The organism is Flectobacillus roseus, from assembly GCF_030056595.1.
Taxonomy (GTDB): domain Bacteria; phylum Bacteroidota; class Bacteroidia; order Cytophagales; family Spirosomataceae; genus Flectobacillus; species Flectobacillus roseus.
In genome coordinates this window covers 1-23,598 of record NZ_JASHIF010000028.1, presented here as the reverse complement: position 1 = coordinate 23,598, position 23,598 = coordinate 1, and the positions used below count along the sequence as shown (strand labels likewise).

The window sequence follows — 23,598 nt, the reverse complement described above, 5'->3', positions numbered from 1 at the left end:
AAAGCGAGGCAAGGTAGAAAGCACTGTTTTTCTACCTTGCTAACAGTAAAAACGATTACAAACATGACAAAAACACAACTAAATCCACGTGTAAGTCTGCTACTATCAATTGTAATTTTGGTAGGAACAGCACGCCTCATCAACGCCTCATGTCTCAATCCTTTGAGTAATTTTACGCCAATTGGCGCTATGGGCTTATTTGGAGGTACTTATTTTTCTCAACGCTGGAAAGCCTTCGCATTTCCTTTATTGACACTTTTATTTTCTGACTTAATCATCAATGGGATGATTTATGGTGGAAAATACGGTATCATGTATAGTGGCTGGATGTACAATTACGCCATTTTTGCAGGAATTGTATTATTAGGAAAAGTTTTGATGAAAAAAGTAAATCTTCAAAATTTCTTATTGAGTGGTGTAGCTGCATCGGTAGGATTTTGGTTGCTGGTTGACTTTGGTGTTTGGTTTGGTGGAGGTATGGATATTCGCACAGGCGGACCACTTTCAAGAGATTTGAATGGCTTAATCCAATGTTGTATCCAAGGATACCCATATATGCTTAATTTCTTAGCAGGAACATTGGGTTATGGTGCCGTGATGTTTGGCGCTATTGAATTTGCAAAAACAAAATTACCGAATATTGCCTTTGAACAAGCTTAGTATTTAGTTCTGAAAAATCTGGTTAATTTTTCAAAGTAACACTCTTTAATTTCTCAATCATACCTATAACCTATTGTTCAATATATACTCGGATCAACTATAGTAGTTCTCACCTTTTTTTAAATAATGAATTTTAAGTTTTTGATAAACAGGTGTTTATCTGCATTAGATGGAATTCAATAGGTCTTGAGGTAAAAGTTTAAAATGTTTATTTGGCAAGCATAGAAACCTTTTCCGAAAGCTGTCTGCCCAGATCACAAAGCCCATTACCCACAAACCCCATAGCCAATATGAAAGCCTGTTCTTTTTTACCAGCTGCTACCCAGATGATTTATGATATGAATCTTCAGGGAGACCTTTATGGTGTGACATTTGAATGTAGTACGGAATCCCGAAAGGAAAAAGCGATTGTGGTGCGTTGCGTATTAGAGGATAATAACTACACGAGCGATGAGATTGATAAAATCTTCTCTTCTTACAAAGCCCAAGGAAAAAGCCTGTATTACGTAGAGCAAGAGCGACTCGAAAAAGCCGCTCCAGATGTGGTTTTTACGCAGGATGTTTGTGAAGTTTGTCAAATAGATACCGTTTGTACGGCAAGTGCAGTAGCTCAATTGCCGAAGGTTCCAGAATTGGTGGCACTTACACCCAAAAATCTCAAGGATGTATTTGATTGTGCCATTCAGATTGCAACAGCTTTGGGAAAAGAAGAAGCGGCGTATGAGTATTTATCCAAACTCAACGCTAGAATAGACGTGGTAATTGATACCCTACGTAAACACAAAGCACCCGTTAGACGAGTGAGTCTATTGGAATGGATTCAGCCCGTATATAATTGTGGGCACTGGATACCTTATCAGATTGCTTTTGCGGGAGGAATAGATATGCTGAGTAATCCTGCGGGCTACAGCATTGTGACCGATTTTGATAAAATAAAACGTTATAATCCAGAAGTTTTGGTGATTGCCCCTTGTGGATTCGAAACCGAACGCGCTAGAGAAGAGTTGTTCATGCTTGAAAAACAACAGGGTTGGGAAGAACTCCAAGCGGTTCAGAATAAACAAGTGTATTTGGCAGATTTTGATATGTTTACTCAACCAAGTGCTTCCACATTGGTCAATGGGATAGAGGTATTGGCGGCATTATTTCATCCAGAAATTTTTGAAATTCCAGCACATTTAAAACACAAAGCTGTGAATATTTACGAATCAGTATTGGTGTAAATATTGGTGCTGAGTTTTGAGTGTAAAAATGTTTCTACCTAAATAAATGAAATTCCGAATGCTGAAAGCCCCAAGCCAACAGCTATAAATATAATATCATGATTTGGATGATTACTGGCGGTGCCAGAAGTGGAAAAAGTAACTACGGACAAAATCTTGCTCTCAGTTTTTCACAATCCCCAACGTATCTTGCTACAGCAAGGCATTGGGATGGAGATTTTGAAAAACGAATCGAACGTCATCGTGGTGACCGCGACGAGCGTTGGACTTTGATAGAAGAAGAAAAAAATATCAGTAAAGTAATCGAAGCCGAAAAAGTGTATATGATTGATTGCGTAACACTTTGGTTGACGAATTTTTTTATTGATGAAAAAAATGATATTGAAGTTTGTTTAAGCAAAGCGAAACAAGAAATTGATGAATTGGCAAAGCTTAATGCTACTATTATTTTTATTACCAACGAACTGGGTATGGGCGTCCACGCAGAAACTGATATAGGTCGAAAATTTGTAGATTTACAGGGATGGGTCAACCAATATCTTGCCCAAAAATCAACAAAAGCAACCTTGATGGTAAGCGGGATTCCTGTGCAGATTAAGTAGGTGTAACTGACTTTGTTCCTAAACTATTATATTTCATGACACACAAAGCCCTCATGAACTGGTCGGGTGGTAAAGATTCAGCATTGAGTCTTTATCATGCGCTTAAAGACCCTAACTTGAGTGTCGAGACGCTTCTTACCTCGGTTAATGACTCCTTCAAACGTATTTCTATGCACGGAGTACGTGAAGAATTGCTCCAACAGCAAGCCCAAAATATCGACAAACCTCTTGTAACGCTTCGTTTACCAGAAACAGTTTCCATGGAGGAATATCAGCAACGAATGGCTGAGACATTGAATCCATTACTGGAACAGGGGATTACGCACTCCATTTTTGGGGATATATTTTTAGAAGATCTTCGTAAGCATAGAGAAGAACATTTGGCTCAACAAGGTATTACAGGTGTTTTCCCTATTTGGAAAAGAGATTCGATGGAATTGCTAGAAGAGTTTTGGTCTCTAGGATTCCAAACCATTGTGGTTAGTGTGAATGGAAACTTATTAGATAAAAGTTTTTGCGGCAGAATCCTCGACAAAGACTTTGTCAACGACCTTCCACCCAATATCGACCCCTGCGGAGAAAATGGTGAGTTTCATACATTCGTTTTTAAAGCACCTTATTTTAGCCAAGAAATAAAATTTGAGATAGGAGAGACCGTCGACAAGACCTACGAATACAAGGATGCAGCCCTCAATATGCATCGAACAACATATTACTTTACAGATTTGATTCCTTTATGAAAACGTTCCATATCCCCGTGCCAGATTCATCTATTTTAGAGGCTATTCAGCATAAAATAGATTTCAAAACCAAACCAGTAGGCGCATTGGGGCAATTAGAAAAACTTGCTTTGCGAATTTCGCTGATTCAACAAACTTTAAATCCTTCCTTACAAAAACCTCATTTAGTCGTATTTGCAGGTGACCACGGTGCTGCACAAGAAGGCATCAGTAAATATCCTCCCGAAGTGACCTATCAGATGGTTATGAATTTTGTGCAAGGTGGGGCAGCAATAAATGTCTTTTGTCGTCAACATAACATTACCTTAGAGGTGGTAGATGCAGGTGTTAACGGTACTTTTGAGAAAAATCTTCCTATCATTCACAATAAAATTCCAAATACTTTTGGCACGAACAATTATTTGAAAGAGCCAGCCATGAGTATCAAGGAAGGACAAAAGTCCATTGATAGGGGAGCGGCACTTATTCAAAAGATTTTCGAAAATGGATGTAATATCATTGGTTTTGGGGAAATGGGGATTGGTAATACCTCGTCAGCAAGTCTGATCATGAGTAAAATTTGCAAATTACCATTATCAGAATGCGTCGGCAGGGGAACAGGTTTGGATGACCAAGCTTTAAAAACTAAATTACAAGTCTTACAAAAAGCTCAAGATTTACATCGTAAACTAGATACTCCACTAAAAGTATTGACAGCATTTGGTGGTTTTGAAATTGCACAAATGGTAGGAGCTATGCTACAAGCAACCGAACTAGGCATGATTGTGTTGGTTGATGGTTTTATTGCCACTTCTGCCTATTTGATCGCGCATCAAATAGAACCCAATATTTCGCACTATGCCGTTTTTTGTCATCAATCAGACGAGAGTGGTCACAAGGCTATGTTGGATTTCCTAGGAGCCAATGCTTTACTCAAACTAGATTTGCGCTTAGGGGAGGGTTCAGGCTGTGCCTTGGCATATCCTATTATCCAATCTGCGGTAAACTTTATGAACGAAATGGCGAGTTTTGAGTCAGCAGGAGTATCCAATGTTTAGCTTTGGGCTTTTGGCGGTCAGCTTTAGGCTTTATGCTGAAAGTATAAAAATGTTTCTAATGAAAATGATTTTTCCTGCTGTAGGCATTAGTCTGTAGGCAGTATTCTAAAAGTATACAAGTGTTTCTAATGAAATTATGATAACATTTTTTCCTAATGCCTACAGTAAATTAATGCAAAATAAAATTTAATTTTTGAGCTTTAGGCTTTAAGCTTTGGACATTCGGCAAAAACATATCTATTGTTACAGAAAAACATTTTAACACTCTGTGCCTCGTGCCTGTTGCCTTGCGCCTAAATCAGAAAATTAAATTATCTTAATATCATGCTAACTCGACAGTTCCATATTTTTCTCAATGCCCTCATGTTTTATACCCGTATTCCTGTGCCCAAATGGATGAAACATGACGAGGATATGCTTAACCAAGCAACTGTTTATTTCCCAGTGATAGGTTGGATTGTAGGCGCTATTTCGAGCCTTGTTTTTTACCTTTTTTCGTTGGTATTGCCTTTCCCAATTGCTATTCTTTTGAGTTTGGTTGCGAGTATTTTAACTACTGGAGGCTTTCATGAAGACGGATTGGCGGATGTTTGCGACGGGTTTGGAGGAGGCTGGACCAAACAGAAAATATTGGATATTATGAAAGACTCCCGCTTGGGAACTTTTGGCTTGTTGGGACTTGGATTAGTGATGGTTTTAAAAGTAAGTAGTCTTTTTTATATTGGAAAAGACTATCAAATATATGCACTTATGTTAGTGCATCCACTCAGCAGATATGCGGCATTGTCGATGATTTTTACCCATGAATATGTTCGAGAAGACGCCCTAAGTAAAGCAAAACCTATTGGCAAAAAAATTGGAATAGATGCCTTTTTTGTAGCTTCTATTTTTGCCCTGTTACCTATGTGTATCGTGGTTTACGTAACGCAGGATTGGAAAATTATTGGTATACTGGTTCCTATATTCCTAATGCGAGCCTATCTCGCTAGGTTTTTTACCAAATGGCTTGGTGGTTACACAGGTGATTGTTTAGGTAGCATTCAACAATTAACAGAGGTAATTGCCTATTTGTATTTAGTTGGAATTTGGACAGTAAAATAAGATTTCGTCATGGATATATACCTGATTCGACATACTTCTGTGGATGTTCCCACGGGACTGTGTTATGGGCAAAGTGATGTTCCCTCGACTAAGACCCTTGAGGAGGAAGCAAAAGTTATACAAAAGAAACTTCCATCGACCCAAGTGGATTTTGATTTACATTCAAGCCCACTAAGTCGTTGTACTCATTTGATGGAATTTTTGTTTCCAGAAAAAGTATTCCAAACAGATAAAAGGTGGATGGAGATGAATTTTGGTGATTGGGAAATGAAGCTTTGGAACGATATTCCTGAAGACGAAAGTCAGCCGTGGATGCAAGACTTTGTCAATGTTACGACTCCAAATGGTGAGAGTTTTTCCCATATGATAGAAAGAGTTAAATCTGTTTGGGAAGAAACTTTGCAGCAATCTACAAATGATAAAGTCATTGTTTGCCATGGAGGTGTGATACGAACGATTTTACACCTAATTTTAGAAATTCCCGCCCAAAAAGTCTTCGCAGTCGATATTGATTATGGCGCTATGATCAAAATCCAATATCAATACGGCTTCTTCAAAGTGAAGTTCTTGTAAATTTCACCTTCAAAAACCCTTTTGTAAGCTCAATTATCCTTGTGTAGGAAAGAAAGACGTAAAATATTACGTCTCTACTTGTGTGAATCACTCAATACCGAACTCACGCAACAAAATTCGTGTATATACATTAAATTTTACTAGTAATGAAATAAATAGAATGGATTTATTGTTAACTTTATAGAAATTTAATGTATATACATGAATCGCAAAGAGTTTTTAAAGGCTATGGCAATACTGCCAGCCACTATAAATATGGATATCAAGGCTTTAAATGAATTGGCTAACGCTCCAAAGACGGAGAGAATGCCTGCTTTTTTCTTAGGACATGGAAGTCCAATGAATGCGATTGAGGATAATGAGTTTTCGAGAGGTTGGAAAAAAATAGGACAAGATTTACCTAAACCACGTGCTATTTTATGTATTTCGGCACACTGGGAAACAAGAGGTACTTTTGTTACAGCGATGCCCAAACCGAAAACAATACATGATTTTGGGGGCTTTCCACAAGCTTTATTCGATGTGCAATATCCTGCGCCAGGAAGTCCTTCGATTGCTTTGGAAACTAAGCAGGCTATCCACTCGACAGAGGTTGGTCTCGACGAGCAATGGGGGCTAGATCATGGCGCTTGGAGTGTTATCAAGCATATTTATCCAAAGGCTGATGTGCCAGTTTTGCAGTTAAGTTTGGATTATACCAAAGCACCACAATATCACTATGACTTGGCAAAAGAAATTGCCAAATTACGCGATAAAGGCGTTTTGATTGTGGGTAGTGGCAATATCGTTCATAACCTCCGTCGTTTAGCTTGGGACAAGATTAATTTGCCAGAATATGGGTATGATTGGGCTTTGGAAGCGAATGCAATGCTGAAAAAAATGGTCGTGAATCAAGATCATAAATCACTGATTAACTATCAAAGTTTGGGCTCGGCGGTACAATTATCCGCGCCTTCTCCAGATCATTATTTACCTTTGCTTTATACGCTTGGAACACAGCAAGCTCAAGAACAAGTGAGCGTATTTAATGATAAAACGGTTTTAGGTGCCATTTCTATGACTTCCTTCAAAATTTCATAAGTGTCAAGATGTTATTAGTTGCTTGTATGCTTCACTAGTTCGAGACTTAGTCTCGGACTAGTGTTTGTTTCAGTTTTAAACTGTATAAAAAATGAGTCCAAGACGAAGTCTTGAACTAGTAATTCTGCCCAAATACTGAGTACAAACCATAAAAATAAGGCATAGAGAGAGTTTTGGGTTAAATGATAAAACTCGTCTTTCTCTTTATGCCTTTGTTACTAGGCACTTTTCCTCAGGAACTTCACTCGACAGGACAATAAATTCAGCATAAATTCATAGATTTGAGCTAAACAGTGAGAAATCACATCATATCCAATTTTCATAAAAAGAAAGGATATTGAATGTAGTTGATTGTTTTATAATCAGATTACAGACACATATCTAAATTGATTTAACTACCAAAAAAATGTCAGTTCAAAAAATCAAAGTATTGGTTGTAGGTTGCGGAAATATGGGTGCCTCGCACGCCACAGCCTATCACAATTCAGAAAATTTCGAGATTTGCGGAATTGTTTCTACGGGAAAAAGTAAGGAAGTACTCAACGAGAAATTAGGAGGAGGATATTCGCTTTTTAACGACTATGCTGAAGCTTTGGAGGCTACAAAGCCCGATGCAGTTTGTATTTCGACTTATCCTGATACCCATGAAGCCTTTGCTATTCAGGCATTAGAGGCTGATTGTCATGTATTCATTGAAAAGCCACTAGCCGACACTGTAGCTGGTGCCGAAAGAGTTGCTGCTAAAGCAAAAGAGAAAAATAAGAAAGTTGTTGTTGGATATATATTGAGACATCATCCTTCATGGGAAAAGTTTGTGGAAGTGGCTTCGGGACTTGGACGTCCTTTGGTTATGCGCATGAATCTCAACCAACAAAGTCATGGCTATATGTGGGATGTGCACAGAAATTTGATGAAAAGCCTGAGTCCAATTGTAGATTGTGGCGTTCATTATATTGATGTGATGTGTCAAATGACTCGTTCTAAACCATTGCAAGTCAATGCTATTGGGGCGAGATTGACTGATGATATTCCAGAAGGAAATTATAATTATGGACAATTACAAATTCGCTTTGAAGATGGTTCAGTAGGTTGGTACGAAGCTGGTTGGGGACCAATGATGAGCGAAACGGCCTTTTTTGTCAAAGATGTAATCGGACCTAAAGGCTGCGTATCAATCGTTGCTAAAGAGGCAGGGGGTGTTGGTAAATCTGATAATGTAGATGCCCATACCAAAACAGAATCTTTGCGTGTACACTATGCAGATATTGATGGCAATAATGCTTTTACCAAACCAGATGAATGGATTAATCTTACGGACGAGCCAGATCATCAAGAACTTTGTAATCGAGAACAAGCCTATTTCTTGAAGGCAATCCAAGAAGACCTTAATTTGGATGACCACGTAGAAGATGCAGTCAATAGTTTAAGAATTGCCTTTGCTTGTGATGAATCTGTGAAAACTGGATTGCCAGTGATGTTGTAGGTATTGTGAAGTTATCAGTTAATGGTGTATCTGTTACCTGAATACACTAGAGGTATTTTCTTAATTCCTAATAGGGTGCGATTTTAGTCGCACCCTATTAGGAATTGTTATTTTTCCCCTAACCAACTTTTTAAAATAGCCTCTTGTTTATGCGTATAAGTGGCTTTTCTTGAAACAGTCCACTTATGCGTTGTGTCGTCTACTTTTACTTCCAAACCAGCGTATCCCAAATAAGTGGCATAATCCAACTCTTTGGTACTATAGATATAGTCGAATTCAGCACTTAATGACTGTCCTGCGATGGTTTCACATGCCTGACGGAATTCGGCATCCGTAAAACCTCTCTTGAGTTTTTTGTAATAATAATGATACAAATAACTCATGACGTTGTCTAGGGATTTTTGGTTATCAGTCGCGTTTCTAATGGCTAAATCAACAATCCAGCCTACCAATGGACCTTTTTCATAATATGAAATAGATTTTGAAGCATCTTTCCCCGAAGTTCCGAACGGACCATCTTTCCAAGTATCATAACTAGCTTGCGCCAGCGATTGATGTAATCTTCCAGGGTTGTTTTGAATATTTGTTATGTTATTTGACAGATTATTCAATACTTCCTTTTCAGAGATAAGACCTGCTCTTTTTACCAAAAGATACTCATAATATACCGTCAAACCTTCGCTGATCCAAAGTTGATTGGTATGATTCATCTGACTGTAGTCAAAAGGTTCTAACTCGAAAGGACGAATTCTTTTTACATTATAGTGATGAAAATATTCGTGTGTTAAAAAGTTCAATATCCTTATCTCAACATCTCTATTGCTTAGTTTTTCACCTGTAAAACTAACGGTTGTATTATTTAAGTGTTCGATACCGCCATTTCCTGGGCCAATTCCAATAAAAGTGTATTCATCATAAGGAATATCGCCAATAAGCGTTGCTGCTTGTTCTATAATTTTTTGAAGTTGGTTCATAAGTCGCACCTTGTCGAACTCACCCATTTTATAGCCCACAAATCGGTGTTTCTTGCCACCAACTACAAAAGAAGGTAACTCTTCAAGATTTCCTGAAAGGATAGGACAGTCGTATAAAATGTCAAAATCGGGTGCGGTATATTCATGTTTTTTCCCCGAAACTGGTGTTAGTCCTGTGGCTACATCCTTCCATGGCGTTTTTATTTTAACATGTACTGGACTTTGAAGAAATTCGGGCACATACAAAAAAGCCGCAGTCGTAACTACGTAGGCATGAGTGGTATCCACCACAGCTGCTGCCACAAAATTACGTTTGGCAGTTACCGTATAATTGATGGTAAAGGGAGTATTTTTAGGTAAAACTAGTTGCCAAACATTATCAGCTTTTTTGGTGAGGGTCAAGGCCTTTCCTTTGGCATCTTTGGCCTCGATGCTATTGATTTGTTTGGCGTACGACATGATTTGGTAATATCCTGGCATCCATTGTGGCATTGTAAAATCTAAAGTGTCCTTCGGGAATCCAGCGCTACTTAATTGAACCGTAAAGTTTTGATTTTGTGGTTTAGTAAAATCAATGGTATAATTAAATAAAGCTTTTTTTGAAGATTGAGCCATTGTATGTTGTGAAACTACAAATAATACAATCACTAGCAGCCTAAGACCCATTTTGATATAGTTATTCATCGAAATTGTACAATTAAAAGGTTAATGAAGGTAAAGGAAACAATTTACCTAATTATCCGATGCAATATACGTCTGGGTTAAAATTTGCAAAGAATGGGTAATTTTTGAATTGATTTATGAAAATGACTGGACAGAGTGTTTTATCTTTCGAAGAATATTTATTTCTAAACAACCCAATTCATGAAATTTCAAAAATTACTCTCAATGATTTGTTTGTTTTTGGCTTTTTCAAGCCTTGCAAGCGCACAAACATCTAAGGATGAAATGATTAAAGAATGGGAAAGAGCCAAGACCTATACAAAGGAATATCTTGACGCTATGCCTGAGTCTGGTTATGCCTTGAAACCTACACCAGAAATGCGCTCATTTGCAGAACAAATGCTGCACCTGACAGACGGTAACTATGGTTTTGCCGCAGCGGCTTCTGGCGAGAAAAGTGCGTTTGCACCAGGAGAACTGGAAAAAACAACAGATAAATCCAAGGCAAATGTCTCCAAAATTGTATTAGATGGATATGATTTTGTGATTAACAGCTTGAAAAAAGTGCCAGCAGGCAAGATGGGTGAAACAATCAAATTGTTCAATCGTTTTGAGATGACAAAAGGTACAGCCTTTGCTAAATGTTTTGAGCATCAAACACACCACAGAGGTCAAACAACGGTTTATATTCGCTTAGCAGGAGCAAAGCCACCGCAGGAAAAACTTTTCTAAGGTTCTCTTATTGAGTGATTTGAGATTGAGTGAATGAGTGATTATTACTACTGGACAAAACGGATAAAAGCGATTCAATAGTTTTGACTTTGTCTCGAATCAGTTATTGATTCAGTTTTAAAACTGTTTACAATAGTAAGTCCAAGACTAAGTCTTGAACTAGTAATTTCAATTTTGTATAGTAATCAATGATAATAATCACTCATTCACTCAATCTCAAATCACTCAATAATCTAAAGGTTCAACGAAAGTAAAGGAACATTACTTTCGGATGCCATCATACGGGTTTTGCTTCTATGCACCATAGAGCTCAGAAAACCGTATTTGTAAGGTACCATGACTAATAAATCAGAATGTGTATCTTTGATTTCATCCTTGATGGATTCGACCACACTGTCTGATGTCACATTGTTGTAGGAGTAATCGATGCCATCCAAACCTGCATAAATGCTGTCCAAATGCTCGGCATCTACAGCGCTTAGTTCGTGTTGTTTACGACAAACATAGAATACCTCCACTTTGGCACCAAAACTTCTGGCAACTGATTTTACCCTTTCTAGTATCATTCCATGAACCCCTTTGGTTACGTCACAGGCAAATAGAATTTTTTTGATTCCTTCAAATTTTACACTTTTAGGAATCGCCATAATGGGATATTTTATTTTGTTGATTACGAGCGTAGTGGTATTTCCTAATAAATCCTGCTCCACAGACTTTTCAGGCATTCCCAAAACCAACATGTCAGCCTCGTGTGCGACGAAACAACGATTTAGTTCGTCAGTTATATCTCCAGAAGCAATATGTGGGGTTACTTTGATGTGGTATTCAGATTCGAGTTTTTGGGCAGCTTCGGCCAACTCTAACTTCGCCAAGGCTAATCCATGATTCATTGAATTACTTGAAGTTCGGGCGTTCAGTGCGTGTATAGACACATTGTGTAGGTTGAACAGTACCAACTCCAAGTTTAATGCAGCCGCAGCTTGTGCCGCATATATAGTAGCATTTTCGGCTTCTTCCGAAAAATTCGTTGCAACAATCACCTTTTTCATAGCCTTGATGTTTTAAGCTTTCCACTTATTTATGGAAAGCAAGTTAGATTGAATAAAATAACAAAACACTCTTGAAAAGCAGGTTTTGTATTAACTTTCATCATGGAATATGTGGTTCTGACTCTCTATTAATTAAACGAAATAGAGATCTTTTTCGTTGCAAAATCTAACTAAAAATAAAATTATTTTGCTAAAAAATTGAACTTATAAGAGGTGTTCTTTCAGCTTTGGGCATTCGGCAAAAATTTATCTATCCTTACAAAAGAACGATTTAACACTCTTTGCCTTGTGCCTGTTGCCTTATGCCTAAAACACAAAACTTAAATCTTATTCTGCTCGATTACTTACTTAGCTTTGCTTTAAACAAAACTATTCTCTATAAAATCTTAATTCTTCTTCTGACATATTTTCAAACATCTTTTTGGCATGCTGATAGCCGATTTCGTAGATTTCATCAAAAGCCTGCCAATTGAGAATGCTGTATTTGCGCAAATCTGGATTGATATAGAGGTCTGTATATTTTTTAGTTTCGCTTTGTCGGGCATCGCTGTATAACACCGTGCTATTCAAAATGATAGACATGAGCAGGGGCATACGGTATTTTTGGTCTTTTTTACTTCGAAATCTATCTTTCAAAATCTCCCAGCCAGAAGGCATTTTGGTGATTGAAAGTTTATTGGGTTTATCAATAAAAAAGTCAACCCCGATAATTTTGGCTACTCCCAATTTGTTCATGATATCCGTAGGGAAATTATTGAAAGTACCACCATCCACCAAGAAGTCGTTGTTGTCGATCACAGGCGGGAATACGCCTGGAATCGAACTACTTGCCCGTAAATATTTAGTAATTGACCCTTTGGTGTGTAATACCTCTCGGGCTTCTGTAAAATTACTGGAAACAAAATAGCAGGGTATCCATGTATCCTCTATATTCACTTCTTTGCCAACACTGCTCACAATACTATCCGAAATCATTTTTTCGATTCTATGTCCTTTAATCAAAGACACAAAAGGTAGTAAGGTATAGTCTTTGGTTGGGTTGAAAAATGCGCCTTTTCTGGCATTTTGTTTTGCCATCTCAGGGGAAATATCAAAGGCAACCAGAGAAGACATCATTGCGCCAACACTTGTGCCTCCCACAAAATCAATAGGAATATTGAATTCTTTCAGTGCCTGATATACACCCAAATGTGCAAATCCTTTGGCACCTCCACCTGCAAGCACCAACCCAATGGCATTACCAGAAATAACCCTTGCAAGTCGCTGTAAATCAGATATTAGATGCGGTCGGATATGGAAATGTCTTTGTACATTGCGAGGTTTTAACCATTGGTCTGTAAAGTGAGGGATTCTGGTTGTTTCGTCATGCAATAAAATCAAGTTTTTAACAGCTGGCTTTGCCTGAGTTTTGATAAATCTTTCTTTCTCAAAGGCCGTCAACTCTGGGGAATCTTCTGCTGAAGCTAGCAGATAAATTTCATCTGCATTACGAATGCAACGTTTGGTCCATTCTGTGTTTGCATTATCACAGAGGTATAACATTAAGTCATATTTAGACTCTTGTTCGTCGAGCCATTGACTGAGTTTTCGATAATGTGTTGTATCACTTTTGGCTGCTTGAGCCAAATTTTCGGTTTCGTGGGTGTGATTGATGAGTTCAGAAGAGAGTAAGAGTGTTCTGCCTTTTCGCTCGAGATAAGGAAAAAGTTTATCAATGAAATCACGATGATTGAGCGTAGGGGAAACTCCTACAAAACAAATATTAACAGGTTTTTTGATACTTTTTTTGAGCGACTGAGAATTGCGAAGACGATTGATGATGATTTTGGAAACACTCATCGAAATCAGCGGATAAGCTTTCAGAATTTCTTCAAAAAGTACTTTTGTGAGCTTTACAAGTACGCTATCTCTTGTGGCCACAATACTAGCGCCACGTGGTTCGCCTGTAAACAAGGCCATTTCTCCCACAGTTTCACCCCTTATAATTTCTCCAACCGTCAAGTTTTCACCTTCTGCGGTGGTAATATAGGCTCGAAGTCGACCGCTAATAACAAAATACAAGGAATCATCTACCTCGTCTTGTCGAAACAAGATTTCGCCTCCAGCTAATTCTATCCACTCCAATTGCGGCTCGATAAGCCCCAACATTTGTGTGTCAAATTTGCCAAAAACACTAGATAGACTATTCACCAATAAATCATGTTGATAGTCTTTTATTGGATAATTTTGTTGCATAGTTTATTTATTCGATTTGAGATTTGTTTGTGTGCTGCCGTAGATTTTGAGATGATGGATAAAATCGCAACGTTAGCCTATTGAGGTATTCTTTTGTGAGCGTAACTCCTCAATTCTCTTTTTCTTTTCCTCTGTTCGCTCTTTTTGATTTGTTGGGGTAAAATAAGAATGTTTTTCCAGAAAATCTATCTGGATTTGCGTCCAATCTTGACTTGGATCAAGTCGTTTGAAATGTGTGAGCTCTTGATGCAAAGTCTCAACGATGGCGTAATAATTGGATCCGCCCAAATAATCTAGGTCTGCATCACATAAGATGTTGGAAAGCAAATCGTCAGGAGATTGAGGTATTTTGGTAGCTTGTATCAAATGTTTTACGAGGTTGATTTGCGCAGAGGTGTAATCATATTGAGGAAGTATCTCCTCTGCGATTTGGCAACTAAAATCTTCATGCTGGTCGTAAGAAATCAAAAAACCAGCATCGTGGAAAAAGCAAGCCGTAGACAATAATATCAGACTTTCTTCGTCAACAATCCCTTCTGATAACGCAATTTCACGCGCTCGTTTTTCGACCGCCAACGTATGATTGACATGGTGATAGCTAAAATCGGAGGAGAGCTCCGTCGTCAATCGTTCTAAAATATGTATTCGAGCTAAAGCAAGGTTCATCGTATGTTATGAAAATTACTGTTGTTGGGGTTTTGGCAGTCTGCTATGGACACTTGGCAAAATGTTTTATCTTTTTATAAGAAATATATTTAAGCTTTTTGCCTATTTCATAGAGCTTAAAGACTGCTGTAGATAAAATATTGACAATAAAAAATAATTCACAATTCACCACTCACAACTCATCACTTATCTATGTGTGCGATTTTTCAATGAAATACATATCTATTTCACCCTTGTGTTTTGCCTGAATTTTTCCTCGATGATGGCATGAAAAGTGATGCTGAACAAGTTGATATGTATTGCCAGAAATATTGATTTTGCCCACTTCACTTTTACTTTCCATACGAGAGGCTGTGTTGACGGTATCGCCCCAAATATCGTAAGCAAATTTTTTGACACCAACAACGCCAGCTACCAGAGGACCAGAATGTATCCCAATTCTAATCTCGAAAAAGGGCTTTCCTTGTTCCCTTCGCTGTATTTCTCTTTTCTTCATAAATCCCAAAATATCCAAAGCTGCCCGAACCACTTCTTCTGGATGTTGTGCATTAGGAATAGGAATACCCCCAGCGCAGAGATAGGCATCACCAATAGTTTTGATTTTTTCGATAGATGGATATTTTTCAAGAATTAAATCAAACCCTCTGAAGCAATAGTCAATTTCTTCGATCAACTCTTGCGGTGAAAGTTGTTCACTGATCTGAGTAAAACCTTTAAAGTCGGTAAACATGACCGTTGCTAGCTCATAATACTGCGTGGTGGCAGTTCCTTTTTCCTTTAATTCATCAACGAGTTCGGAAGGCAAAATGTTGAGTAATAATTCATCAGAACGTTGTTTTTCAACCTCAATGATTTCGTTTTTTTCTTCCAATTTTTGATTACTTCGTTTTTTGTTAAAATACAAAATCAATAGAAAAAACACTACCAACAAAATCCCTGCAACAATCACCAACATCAGTTTTTGGACTACTTTCTGTTTTTCGAGAGCTAAGTCTTGAATAGCTTTTTCTTGTCGTAAAATTTTAATTTTATCAGCTTGCTTGTCGAGTTGTCTTTGTTTTTTGAGAAGCATAGATTCTTTCTCCGAAATATCCCCACTGAGTTCATTAATAGTTTGTAAGGAAAGGGCTATTTCTCCTTTTGACTGTTCAACTTCCGCATTTTTTTGCTCAAGTTCCAAGCGTTTTTTCTCAGCTTCTTCTTTTTGTAAAGCCAATTCTTCTTGGTCTTTTTTGAGTTCTTCTTCGGCTAAAAGTTGCTGTTTTTGTAGTTGTACAATATCATTGCCAATATGTTGATTGATTTCTTCCAACAAATCATTGGCCTTGTTACGTTGTTTTCGGGCAGTAGATTTGTTTCCCAGTTTGCCGTTGACCAATGAAAGTTGCAGATAGGCAAAAGCCATCCCTTTTTTATAGTTAGCTTTTTCGCCCAAACTCAAGGCCTGATTGGCATATGTCAATGATTCATTGAGGTTATTTTCGAGCTCATATTCTTTCGAAAGATTCAAAAGAATATCAGTTTTTGGGATTTCTCGGGTCTCGGTTTGCAAGCGACTTTTCCAAAGTTCGATGGTTCTGTTTTGTGCCTTAGAAAATTGAGCCGATAAACTGAAAATAATAGCGTAGCAGCAGAAGAGCGTTTTAGTTTTCATAATTCGTTCGAAGTGTAGCTTAAATATACTAAAAGGAATTTTATATCAGCCTAAGAAATACGAAATTTGCGACTCAAATTATTTTCTTCCAAACCTATAACAACTATATTTTCATGAATCGTATTGATAGAGTAACCGCCATTTTGATTCAGCTTCAATCCAAAAAAGTGGTAAAAGCTCAAGAGCTTGCCGATAGGTTTGAGATTAGTCTCCGTACTGTTTACCGCGATATTCGTACGCTTGAGGAGGCAGGTGTGCCCATTATCGGCGAGGCTGGGATTGGATATAGCCTAATGGAAGGGTATAGGTTGCCACCTGTAATGTTTACCAAAGAAGAGGCTACCGCGTTTTTGACGGCCGAAAAGTTGGTGGAAAAACTTACCGATGAACAAACTCGAAATACCTATCAGTCGGCACTTTTTAAGGTAAAAGCAGTTTTGAAAATGACCGAAAAAGATTATCTCGATACGATTTCGAATCATATCGAGGTATTGGACAATCCCTATCTTCCGAAGCATCATGACGAAAGTAGCCATATCCAAACTCTACTCCAAAGTATAGCCGAAAAGCGTTGTGTAGAAATGCTTTATTTTGCCAATCATAGTCAAGTTGATAGTCAGCGAATTATTGAACCCGTCGGGATATTCTTGCAGGCTACTGCTTGGTATTTGATAGCGTATTGTCATTTAAGAAAAGATTATAGACATTTCAGGATTGATAGAGTAAAGGAATTGAAGCAGACGAATTCGAGTTTTTCGAGCGAACATCCTTCTTTACAAACCTATTTGCCCAAGTTTAGTCAACGAGAAAATCTGACTTTAGTGAAGATTTTGGTACAAAAAAATGTACTACGTTACTTTGGTGATCAGAAATATTACAATGGTTTTGTCGACCAAAAAGATAGGGGCGATAAAGTAGAAATGACATTTCTGACGGCTTCTATCAGAGGTTTTGCACATTGGTTTTTGAACTTTGGAGAATATGCAGAAATCCTAGAGCCACTTGAACTTAAAGGTATGGTGAAAGGTATTGTTTTGAAAATTTTGGAAAAATTATAGAAATGGTAAAAAAAGTGACAGCCCTACTGACATAGGGCTGTCACTTTGGGTTTGTTATTTTGTAGTGTTCTCAATCATGAGTAGTAAGACGTTATTAGTTAATTGTATATTGATTGCTTTAAGTTATTCATAATCAAAAGATTATGCTCAAAATACAACTCGAATATACTATTAATTTAATCTTTCCTATTACTTAAACAAAATAAATAAACCTTAAAACCATGACCGTATTAGCAGCACTTCAGCAAGAGTTTGAAAATGAAGCAAAAACAACTCGTAAGATGTTGAGCATCGTCCCAGCCGACCAACTAGACTGGCAACCTCACCCCAAAAGTATGACCTTAAGAAGTTTGTCTATTCATGTGGCCGAATTACCAACTTGGGTTCGCATGATATTGGAGACAGATGAATTAGATTTTGAAAAAAATCCCTACACCTTACCAAATCTAAATACCACTGAAGCCTTGGTGGAGTTTTTTGAAAAAAACTTGATCGATTGTCGTGATGCCCTAGCAACTGCCGACGAAAGTACTTTTGACAAATCATGGACTTTACGTGCAGGAGAAACTATTTACAGCTCAGATCCTAAGGTAGATGTGATTCGAATGACATTTTCTCAAATTATTCATCATAGAGCTCAATTAGGTGTATTTTTAAGATTACTAAACATTCCAATCCCTGGAAGTTATGGTCCTAGTGCCGATGATATGAGTTTTGCTTAACAATTATCAATATTTTGAATAATAAGGATATTAATCTTTGGATTAGTATCCTTTCTTTGTTTTATTTGTATAGTTATAATTGACGTATAAAGGTGATTATCGGGAAAAATGGTATTTGTCATTTTCTCATAATTCAACAGCAATAAATCTATCATTGATGGACATATTCTTTCTTCTTTTAAGTCATTTCAAAAGTAACTACTTTGACACAAAACCATTTTTAAGCTTATGATTATTAACCTAAAAAAGCCAATTTTAAAATCTTTCCAACCATTACGCCGTCCCCAACAAAGGTAGTTAGCCCAGCATAGCAAAGAGCCTTTACGCTAATCCGCTTATTTAGTTATTTATTGGTTTTCTCAATGTCACCTTTCTCGAAAGGTTCCAGAAGTCTCCCTTGATTTTATCGCTTAACTATTTATTCAGCTTCGCCATGAATTGAAGCGAATTCCGTACATTCGTACCTTCTTACAAAATCATTTATTAGAACCCACGATAACCTATGACGCATACCGTTCAGAGCAAAGAAACCCTCTACAGCATTGCTAAAAAATATGGCTTGACCGTTGAGCAGATTATTTCACTCAATAGCCTAGTTTCTACGAATCTCAATATCGGTCAGAATCTAATTGTTTCGTTGCCATCGCCTATAACACCTAACAAACCCGTTACAACAGTTAAGTCAATCTACGAAAAGCGAAATGTATTTATCGTTGAGAAACTCCCCAAAGTCGGTTATAATACCTTTACGATTTCGTATCCGACCCCGGCAGGAGTCCAAAAAACTGGTATATTCAGAGATAATTACCCTTCGCCCAACAGGGTAAACTCCAACGGCGTAAGTTATACAGGAAAAAATGCCTTTGAGACGAATACTAGCTATTTTCAAGATTTGTGTCCACAGCCATTTTATTTGGAGGTATTACATCATATTGCCAAAAACGAAGGCTGTTTTGATGCGGTAAACAGCTATGACAAAGCCATTTTTTCATTTGGTTTTTTGCAATTTACGGGAGCTCAGGCCTCAGGCTCAATTTTATCTCAAGTCTTGTATCGTTTTAAGCAAAGAGATGAATACGCCTTTAATGATTGTTTTGGTCAGTATGGCATGGATATTATAGCAGGAGCAAAGCCCATTTTTAGAATTGAGACTACTAAAGGTATTCTAGAAAACGATGCAGCATATCTGGAAGTAGCTAACAACCTATCATTGACAGGGGCCTTTATTGCCAGTAGTTATAGACGAAGTATGGTTAGAGCACAAGTAGAATTAGCTTTGGAGGAATACGTCATGAAGGCGGTGGCGCCTACAGTAAAAATCAATGTAAATGGCGTGTTGATAGCGCTTAATGAAATTCTCAAAACAGAAGGAGGGTTTGCAATTCGCATCGATTTGGCTGTTAATCGTGGTCTTACTGGGTCATTAGCTCCCATTCAGGCGGCTATTAATCAGGTAGCGAAAGAGGCTAAGCTTTCTACCAGTATGCAATTAGCCAAAATCAACGAGCGTAGAGTGGTGGAAGTATTGGCACAAAATGAGCCAGATGCCTTGAAGAAGCAAAGAATCTTGAAATTGCTAGACGGTTCATTTAGTTTTTGGAAATAAACCAGTATAAAAATTTCGGATTGAGGATATTGGATTTCTGATTAAATATTTCCGAAATCAGCAATCCAAAATCTCAAATCAGAAATGGTATGATAATTCAATGCTATTACCGATGCCAGAAGTGCCTTTTACTCAGTTATGAACCTAGACTTTATTTTCTGCATAGTATTTGTTTAATTTCGAATATCAACCGAACCTTTTAATGTATTGCACACAAAACTATGGCAACTTATACCGTACAACCCAAAGACACTCTTTATAGTATTGCGAAAAAATTCAATATTAGTGTAGACCAGTTGAAGCAATTTAACAATCTGTATGACAATAATATCTCTATTGGTCAAACTCTAAATGTTTCGTCAGGAGGAGGTTATACACCCTCATACAGCGATCCTGTGTATCCAAGCAATAACCCTGTTTACCCGAATACTGATCCAGTTTACCCAAATAACTCCACTCCAAATTATGGTAGTTATTCGTCAGGAGGAGGAAGTAGCTATTCAGGTTCAGGAAGTGGCGGCAGTACGGCATCAAGTATTTCGTCTTTTGTTGTAAGAAAGGATAATAAGGGTAGTTTCAACAGTATTGTAATTTCTTATCCATCAAGTTATGGAACAGACTCAACGGGTACTATGCGTGATAACTATCCTTCGCCTAATTTGGTAAACCCTAGAGGCGTTTCTTATTTCGGTAAATCGACATTTGATTCACAACGTTATCAATTCGAAGATTTGCTGCCTAAGCCTTTTTATGCAGACGTTTTACATTTTATTGGAAAAAATGAAGGTTGTTTTGATGCGGTAAATAGTTATGATAAAGCTATTTTCTCATTTGGTTTTATTCAGTTTACAGGTGCTTCGGCGAGTGGTTCTATTTTGAGTAAAGTATTACAGAGGATGAAGCAAAACAATAGTGATGCTTTTTATAATTCTTTTGGCAAGTTTGGAGTAGATGTTTCGGGTTATGGAGCCCCAGTCGTAAGTGTCAGAGGTGCTTCGGGTGATGCAGCCTTTACCACGGTCGCCAATGATTTGCAATTGACAGGAGTATTTATCGCGGCGGGTTTTGAAAGAGAAATGATACGAGCACAGATTCAAATCGCGCAGGAGGAGTATATGAATAAAGCACTTTCTGATGCTACAGGAATTGGAATATTTGGTCAGCAAGTTCCTTTGAATCGTATTTTGTTTTCAGAAGGAGGCATTGCCCTTCGCGTAGATTTGGCAGTGAATCGAGGTCTATCGGGTTCTTTGGCAGTCCTCCAAAAAGCGGTTACTCAAGCAGCTAGTTCGCAAGGAATTTATTCAGCCTCTGGATTAGGTTCTATCGATGAAAGAAGTGTCGTACAGGCGGTCATCAATAACGATGTAGAGCAATGGAAAAAAGACCGAACACAAAAACTTTTGAATAGCAGTTTTAGCTTCGATAAATATTACGGATAGAGAATTAGTAGTGTACGGAGGAATGTAATACCCATCCATTTCGGATATCTGATGTTGGATTTCGGAAGTGTAAGCCTCTATATTTTGTAAAAAATAAAGGGATTTGGCTTTATTTCCGAAATCAGAAATCCCCAATCCGCCTTGAAAAATGAATTGTATTTTTTGAGGAAATGCTGAATTATTTCCAGAAAAAAAAGTTAGGTAAAGGTAGCGTTGATTAGAATATAGCAAATGTGTCTAATTGACGCTATTTCAGTTTGAAAATCTTTGTTTCGGTCAAAAGAAAGGCATTTCGGTAAGATATAACCACTTAGCGAAGGGTATAGAAAAAAAAGCGAGGCAAATTCAAAAATACAGGTCTTGATTGCTAGCATATATCCGCTAGATTTTGTACTTTTGCGGAAAATTTTAAAATTGGGTATTAACGATTGCAAACAGATCCAACAATAATCAGTACTTCGCAAAAGCAAGGCGTTGTACCCCCACAAAAAATGGCTTCCATAAATCAAGTTAAAATTTTCGCAGGGACTTCTTCTGAATATTTAGCAAAAGAAATCGCTCAGTATTTCGGTAAAGAATTAGGTTCAACTACAATTCAAAGATTTTCAGATGGTGAGATTTCACCAAGTTTTGATGAATCAATCAGAGGTTGTGATGTTTTCTTGATTCAATCAACATTTCCACCAGCTGATAATTTGTTGGAATTGTTATTGATGATTGATGCGGCTCGTCGTGCTTCGGCGCACTATGTAACAGTGGTAATTCCATACTTCGGTTACTCTCGCCAAGACCGTAAAGACAAGCCAAGAGTAGGTATTGGTGCAAAATTAATTGCAAACCTTTTGACTGCCGCTGGTGCTGACCGTTTGATGACAGTTGACCTACATGCTGGACAAATTCAAGGATTTTTCGATTTTCCTGTAGATCATTTGGAAGGAACAGCTATCTTTGTACCTTATTTGAAATCATTAGGCTTAGATAACATTTTGTTTGCCTCTCCTGACGTAGGTGGTGTAGTTCGTACTCGTAACATTGCGAAGTTCTTCAACGCTGAAATGGTTATTTGTGACAAACACCGTAAACGTGCCAACGAAGTTGCTTCAATGCAGTTGATCGGAGATGTAACAGGTGCAGACGTAGTATTAGTCGATGACTTGATTGATACAGGTGGAACGATGTGTAAAGCTGCACAGTTGATTATGGACAAAGGTGCCAAATCAGTAAGAGCTATCGTTACTCACGCAGTATTATCTGGCAATGCTTACGAAAATATCAGTAATTCAGTGCTTACAGAGCTAGTGGTAACCAATACCATTCCTGTTAAACCGGGTTGTGATAAAATTAAAGTTCTATCAGTAGCTCAACTGTTTGCTAAAGCTATTGGAAGAATCCGTGACCACGAGTCTATCAGTTCACTTTTCATAAAACAATAATTACTTAAACAGTTACTAGAAGATAGCAGTTCGCGAAAGGCTAGTAACACAAAAATCACTCAAATGAGAAAGATTGAAGTTGTAGGTTTCAAAAGAGAAACTTTAGGTACAAAATCAGCGAAAGATTTACGCAATGCAGCATTAGTTCCATGTGTATTGTACGGTGGACAAGATGTAGTTCACTTTGCAGTTCCAATGATTTTGTTCCGTGAATTAATTTACACTCCAGAAGTTGCTGAAGTTGAATTAAACATTGAAGGCGAAATTCGTCGTGCAATCTTACAAGATTCACAATTCCACCCAGTTAACGAAACTATTTTGAACGTTGACTTCTTGGAAATCGTTGATGGCAAAGCTATCAAAATTGACGTTCCAGTGAAAATCGTTGGTAACGCTCCAGGTGTACAAAAAGGGGGTAAAATGGTTCAGAAACTTCGCAAAGTTACTTTGAAAGGTTTAGCTGAAAACATTCCTGATTTTGTTGAAGCAGATATTACAGGTTTGGACTTGGGACAAACTATCAAAGTTAGCAAATTGAAAGTTGAAGGTGTTTCTATCTTGAACAACCCAACTAACCCAGTTGCAACTATCGATATCCCACGTGCATTGAGAGGAAAAATCAACTCTTAATTTTCACAAATCCACTACTGATAGATGACCGCTCTGTAATTTACAGAGCGGTTTTTTTATGTCAATACTTTAAATTCTTAAAATCGATTTTTTTAGGCAAGGACAAAGGACAACTCATACTCTACCCAGCTTTTTTTAAGTAGATATATTTTTTTGATAATGAGACATTTGCATTTTTATCCATCTTAAAAAGCTGAATATTCTATTCTCAATAGCTGTATCTGTCAGTATTATT

General features: G+C 37.6%; 21 protein-coding genes. 16 read left to right on the top strand and 5 right to left on the bottom strand.

The features are described 5' to 3' along the window. The first annotated feature begins 63 nt into the window (after positions 1-63). The 9 genes from QM524_RS24310 (at position 64) to QM524_RS24270 (ending at position 8,499) form a co-directional block, all read left to right on the top strand. Complete coding sequence (locus QM524_RS24310; protein ID WP_283346635.1) at positions 64-660, top strand: DUF6580 family putative transport protein; 597 nt, start codon at positions 64-66, stop codon at positions 658-660. A 290-nt stretch (positions 661-950) separates the two neighbouring features. Further along, complete coding sequence (locus QM524_RS24305) at positions 951-1,883, top strand: ABC transporter substrate-binding protein (protein WP_283346634.1); 933 nt, start codon at positions 951-953, stop codon at positions 1,881-1,883. Positions 1,884-1,981: 98 nt separating this feature from the next. Then, the gene (locus QM524_RS24300; protein WP_283346633.1) at positions 1,982-2,485 is read left to right on the top strand and encodes a bifunctional adenosylcobinamide kinase/adenosylcobinamide-phosphate guanylyltransferase; all 504 of its coding nucleotides are present in this window, start codon (positions 1,982-1,984) and stop codon (positions 2,483-2,485) included. A gap of 35 nt (positions 2,486-2,520) precedes the next feature. Beyond that, positions 2,521-3,225, top strand: a complete 705-nt coding sequence (locus QM524_RS24295; RefSeq protein WP_283346632.1) for a Dph6-related ATP pyrophosphatase — start codon at positions 2,521-2,523, stop codon at positions 3,223-3,225. Continuing rightward, positions 3,222-4,262 carry a nicotinate-nucleotide--dimethylbenzimidazole phosphoribosyltransferase gene (cobT, locus tag QM524_RS24290; protein WP_283346631.1) on the top strand — a complete coding sequence of 347 codons (1,041 nt, stop codon included), beginning with the start codon at positions 3,222-3,224 and terminating at the stop codon, positions 4,260-4,262. Before QM524_RS24295 ends, cobT begins: the two co-directional genes overlap by 4 nt. Positions 4,263-4,586: 324 nt before the next feature. Next, positions 4,587-5,363 carry an adenosylcobinamide-GDP ribazoletransferase gene (locus tag QM524_RS24285; protein WP_283346630.1) on the top strand — a complete coding sequence of 259 codons (777 nt, stop codon included), beginning with the start codon at positions 4,587-4,589 and terminating at the stop codon, positions 5,361-5,363. Positions 5,364-5,372: 9 nt separating this feature from the next. Beyond that, entirely contained in the window at positions 5,373-5,936 is a 564-nt protein-coding gene (cobC, locus tag QM524_RS24280) for an alpha-ribazole phosphatase (protein ID WP_283346629.1), read from the top strand. Positions 5,937-6,137: 201 nt separating this feature from the next. After that, positions 6,138-7,016 carry a 4,5-DOPA-extradiol-dioxygenase gene (gene ygiD, locus QM524_RS24275; protein WP_283346628.1) on the top strand — a complete coding sequence of 293 codons (879 nt, stop codon included), beginning with the start codon at positions 6,138-6,140 and terminating at the stop codon, positions 7,014-7,016. A 406-nt stretch (positions 7,017-7,422) separates the two neighbouring features. Continuing rightward, positions 7,423-8,499 carry a Gfo/Idh/MocA family protein gene (locus tag QM524_RS24270; protein ID WP_283346627.1) on the top strand — a complete coding sequence of 359 codons (1,077 nt, stop codon included), beginning with the start codon at positions 7,423-7,425 and terminating at the stop codon, positions 8,497-8,499. 107 nt (positions 8,500-8,606) lie between these two features. Here the strand turns inward: QM524_RS24270 and QM524_RS24265 are convergent, their stop codons facing one another. Next, positions 8,607-10,088, bottom strand: a complete 1,482-nt coding sequence (locus QM524_RS24265; RefSeq protein WP_283346626.1) for a M61 family metallopeptidase — start codon at positions 10,086-10,088, stop codon at positions 8,607-8,609. Positions 10,089-10,337: 249 nt separating this feature from the next. Here QM524_RS24265 and QM524_RS24260 point away from each other — a divergent pair, with 249 nt between their 5' ends. Next, positions 10,338-10,868, top strand: coding sequence for a DinB family protein (locus QM524_RS24260; protein WP_283346625.1), 531 nt, complete (start codon positions 10,338-10,340; stop codon positions 10,866-10,868). A gap of 233 nt (positions 10,869-11,101) precedes the next feature. On the opposite strand, the gene QM524_RS24255 is transcribed toward QM524_RS24260, so the two are convergent. The 4 genes from QM524_RS24255 to QM524_RS24240 form a co-directional block, all read right to left on the bottom strand. Then, positions 11,102-11,917, bottom strand: coding sequence for a universal stress protein (locus QM524_RS24255; protein WP_283346624.1), 816 nt, complete (start codon positions 11,915-11,917; stop codon positions 11,102-11,104). Between the two features lie 369 nt (positions 11,918-12,286). After that, the gene (locus QM524_RS24250; protein WP_283346623.1) at positions 12,287-14,152 is read right to left on the bottom strand and encodes a patatin-like phospholipase family protein; all 1,866 of its coding nucleotides are present in this window, start codon (positions 14,150-14,152) and stop codon (positions 12,287-12,289) included. Between the two features lie 72 nt (positions 14,153-14,224). Then, a complete protein-coding gene (locus QM524_RS24245; RefSeq protein WP_283346622.1) occupies positions 14,225-14,818 on the bottom strand; it encodes an HD domain-containing protein in 594 nt (197 codons plus the stop codon). A gap of 190 nt (positions 14,819-15,008) precedes the next feature. After that, the gene (locus QM524_RS24240; protein WP_283346621.1) at positions 15,009-16,472 is read right to left on the bottom strand and encodes an adenylate/guanylate cyclase domain-containing protein; all 1,464 of its coding nucleotides are present in this window, start codon (positions 16,470-16,472) and stop codon (positions 15,009-15,011) included. A gap of 113 nt (positions 16,473-16,585) precedes the next feature. On the opposite strand from QM524_RS24240, the gene QM524_RS24235 reads away from it, so the two are divergent. The 6 genes from QM524_RS24235 (at position 16,586) to QM524_RS24210 (ending at position 23,363) form a co-directional block, all read left to right on the top strand. Next, positions 16,586-17,530: a helix-turn-helix transcriptional regulator gene (locus tag QM524_RS24235; RefSeq protein ID WP_283346620.1), complete on the top strand. Its 945-nt coding sequence runs from the start codon at positions 16,586-16,588 to the stop codon at positions 17,528-17,530. Between the two features lie 221 nt (positions 17,531-17,751). After that, entirely contained in the window at positions 17,752-18,252 is a 501-nt protein-coding gene (locus QM524_RS24230) for a DinB family protein (RefSeq protein WP_283346619.1), read from the top strand. Between the two features lie 502 nt (positions 18,253-18,754). Beyond that, positions 18,755-19,858: a LysM peptidoglycan-binding domain-containing protein gene (locus tag QM524_RS24225; protein ID WP_283346618.1), complete on the top strand. Its 1,104-nt coding sequence runs from the start codon at positions 18,755-18,757 to the stop codon at positions 19,856-19,858. Positions 19,859-20,079: 221 nt separating this feature from the next. Beyond that, on the top strand, positions 20,080-21,300 hold the full coding sequence (locus QM524_RS24220) for a LysM peptidoglycan-binding domain-containing protein (protein ID WP_283346617.1): 1,221 nt from the start codon (positions 20,080-20,082) through the stop codon (positions 21,298-21,300). Between the two features lie 491 nt (positions 21,301-21,791). Further along, the gene (locus tag QM524_RS24215; RefSeq protein WP_095165912.1) at positions 21,792-22,733 is read left to right on the top strand and encodes a ribose-phosphate pyrophosphokinase; all 942 of its coding nucleotides are present in this window, start codon (positions 21,792-21,794) and stop codon (positions 22,731-22,733) included. 63 nt (positions 22,734-22,796) lie between these two features. Beyond that, entirely contained in the window at positions 22,797-23,363 is a 567-nt protein-coding gene (locus tag QM524_RS24210) for a 50S ribosomal protein L25/general stress protein Ctc (protein WP_166579314.1), read from the top strand. The last annotated feature ends 235 nt before the right edge of the window (positions 23,364-23,598 follow it).

Coding starts and splice junctions, on each gene's coding strand:
- QM524_RS24230 (WP_283346619.1), top strand. CDS start 17,752: ATGACCGTATTAGCAGCACTTCAGCAAGAGTTTGAAAATGAAGCAAAA.
- QM524_RS24270 (WP_283346627.1), top strand. CDS start 7,423: ATGTCAGTTCAAAAAATCAAAGTATTGGTTGTAGGTTGCGGAAATATG.
- QM524_RS24295 (WP_283346632.1), top strand. CDS start 2,521: ATGACACACAAAGCCCTCATGAACTGGTCGGGTGGTAAAGATTCAGCA.
- QM524_RS24240 (WP_283346621.1), bottom strand. CDS start 16,472: ATGAAAACTAAAACGCTCTTCTGCTGCTACGCTATTATTTTCAGTTTA.
- cobC (WP_283346629.1), top strand. CDS start 5,373: ATGGATATATACCTGATTCGACATACTTCTGTGGATGTTCCCACGGGA.
- QM524_RS24310 (WP_283346635.1), top strand. CDS start 64: ATGACAAAAACACAACTAAATCCACGTGTAAGTCTGCTACTATCAATT.
- QM524_RS24255 (WP_283346624.1), bottom strand. CDS start 11,917: ATGAAAAAGGTGATTGTTGCAACGAATTTTTCGGAAGAAGCCGAAAAT.
- QM524_RS24225 (WP_283346618.1), top strand. CDS start 18,755: ATGACGCATACCGTTCAGAGCAAAGAAACCCTCTACAGCATTGCTAAA.
- QM524_RS24220 (WP_283346617.1), top strand. CDS start 20,080: ATGGCAACTTATACCGTACAACCCAAAGACACTCTTTATAGTATTGCG.
- QM524_RS24305 (WP_283346634.1), top strand. CDS start 951: ATGAAAGCCTGTTCTTTTTTACCAGCTGCTACCCAGATGATTTATGAT.
- QM524_RS24235 (WP_283346620.1), top strand. CDS start 16,586: ATGAATCGTATTGATAGAGTAACCGCCATTTTGATTCAGCTTCAATCC.
- QM524_RS24245 (WP_283346622.1), bottom strand. CDS start 14,818: ATGAACCTTGCTTTAGCTCGAATACATATTTTAGAACGATTGACGACG.
- QM524_RS24285 (WP_283346630.1), top strand. CDS start 4,587: ATGCTAACTCGACAGTTCCATATTTTTCTCAATGCCCTCATGTTTTAT.
- QM524_RS24265 (WP_283346626.1), bottom strand. CDS start 10,088: ATGGCTCAATCTTCAAAAAAAGCTTTATTTAATTATACCATTGATTTT.
- QM524_RS24260 (WP_283346625.1), top strand. CDS start 10,338: ATGAAATTTCAAAAATTACTCTCAATGATTTGTTTGTTTTTGGCTTTT.
- ygiD (WP_283346628.1), top strand. CDS start 6,138: ATGAATCGCAAAGAGTTTTTAAAGGCTATGGCAATACTGCCAGCCACT.
- QM524_RS24250 (WP_283346623.1), bottom strand. CDS start 14,152: ATGCAACAAAATTATCCAATAAAAGACTATCAACATGATTTATTGGTG.
- cobT (WP_283346631.1), top strand. CDS start 3,222: ATGAAAACGTTCCATATCCCCGTGCCAGATTCATCTATTTTAGAGGCT.
- QM524_RS24300 (WP_283346633.1), top strand. CDS start 1,982: ATGATTTGGATGATTACTGGCGGTGCCAGAAGTGGAAAAAGTAACTAC.
- QM524_RS24210 (WP_166579314.1), top strand. CDS start 22,797: ATGAGAAAGATTGAAGTTGTAGGTTTCAAAAGAGAAACTTTAGGTACA.
- QM524_RS24215 (WP_095165912.1), top strand. CDS start 21,792: ATGGCTTCCATAAATCAAGTTAAAATTTTCGCAGGGACTTCTTCTGAA.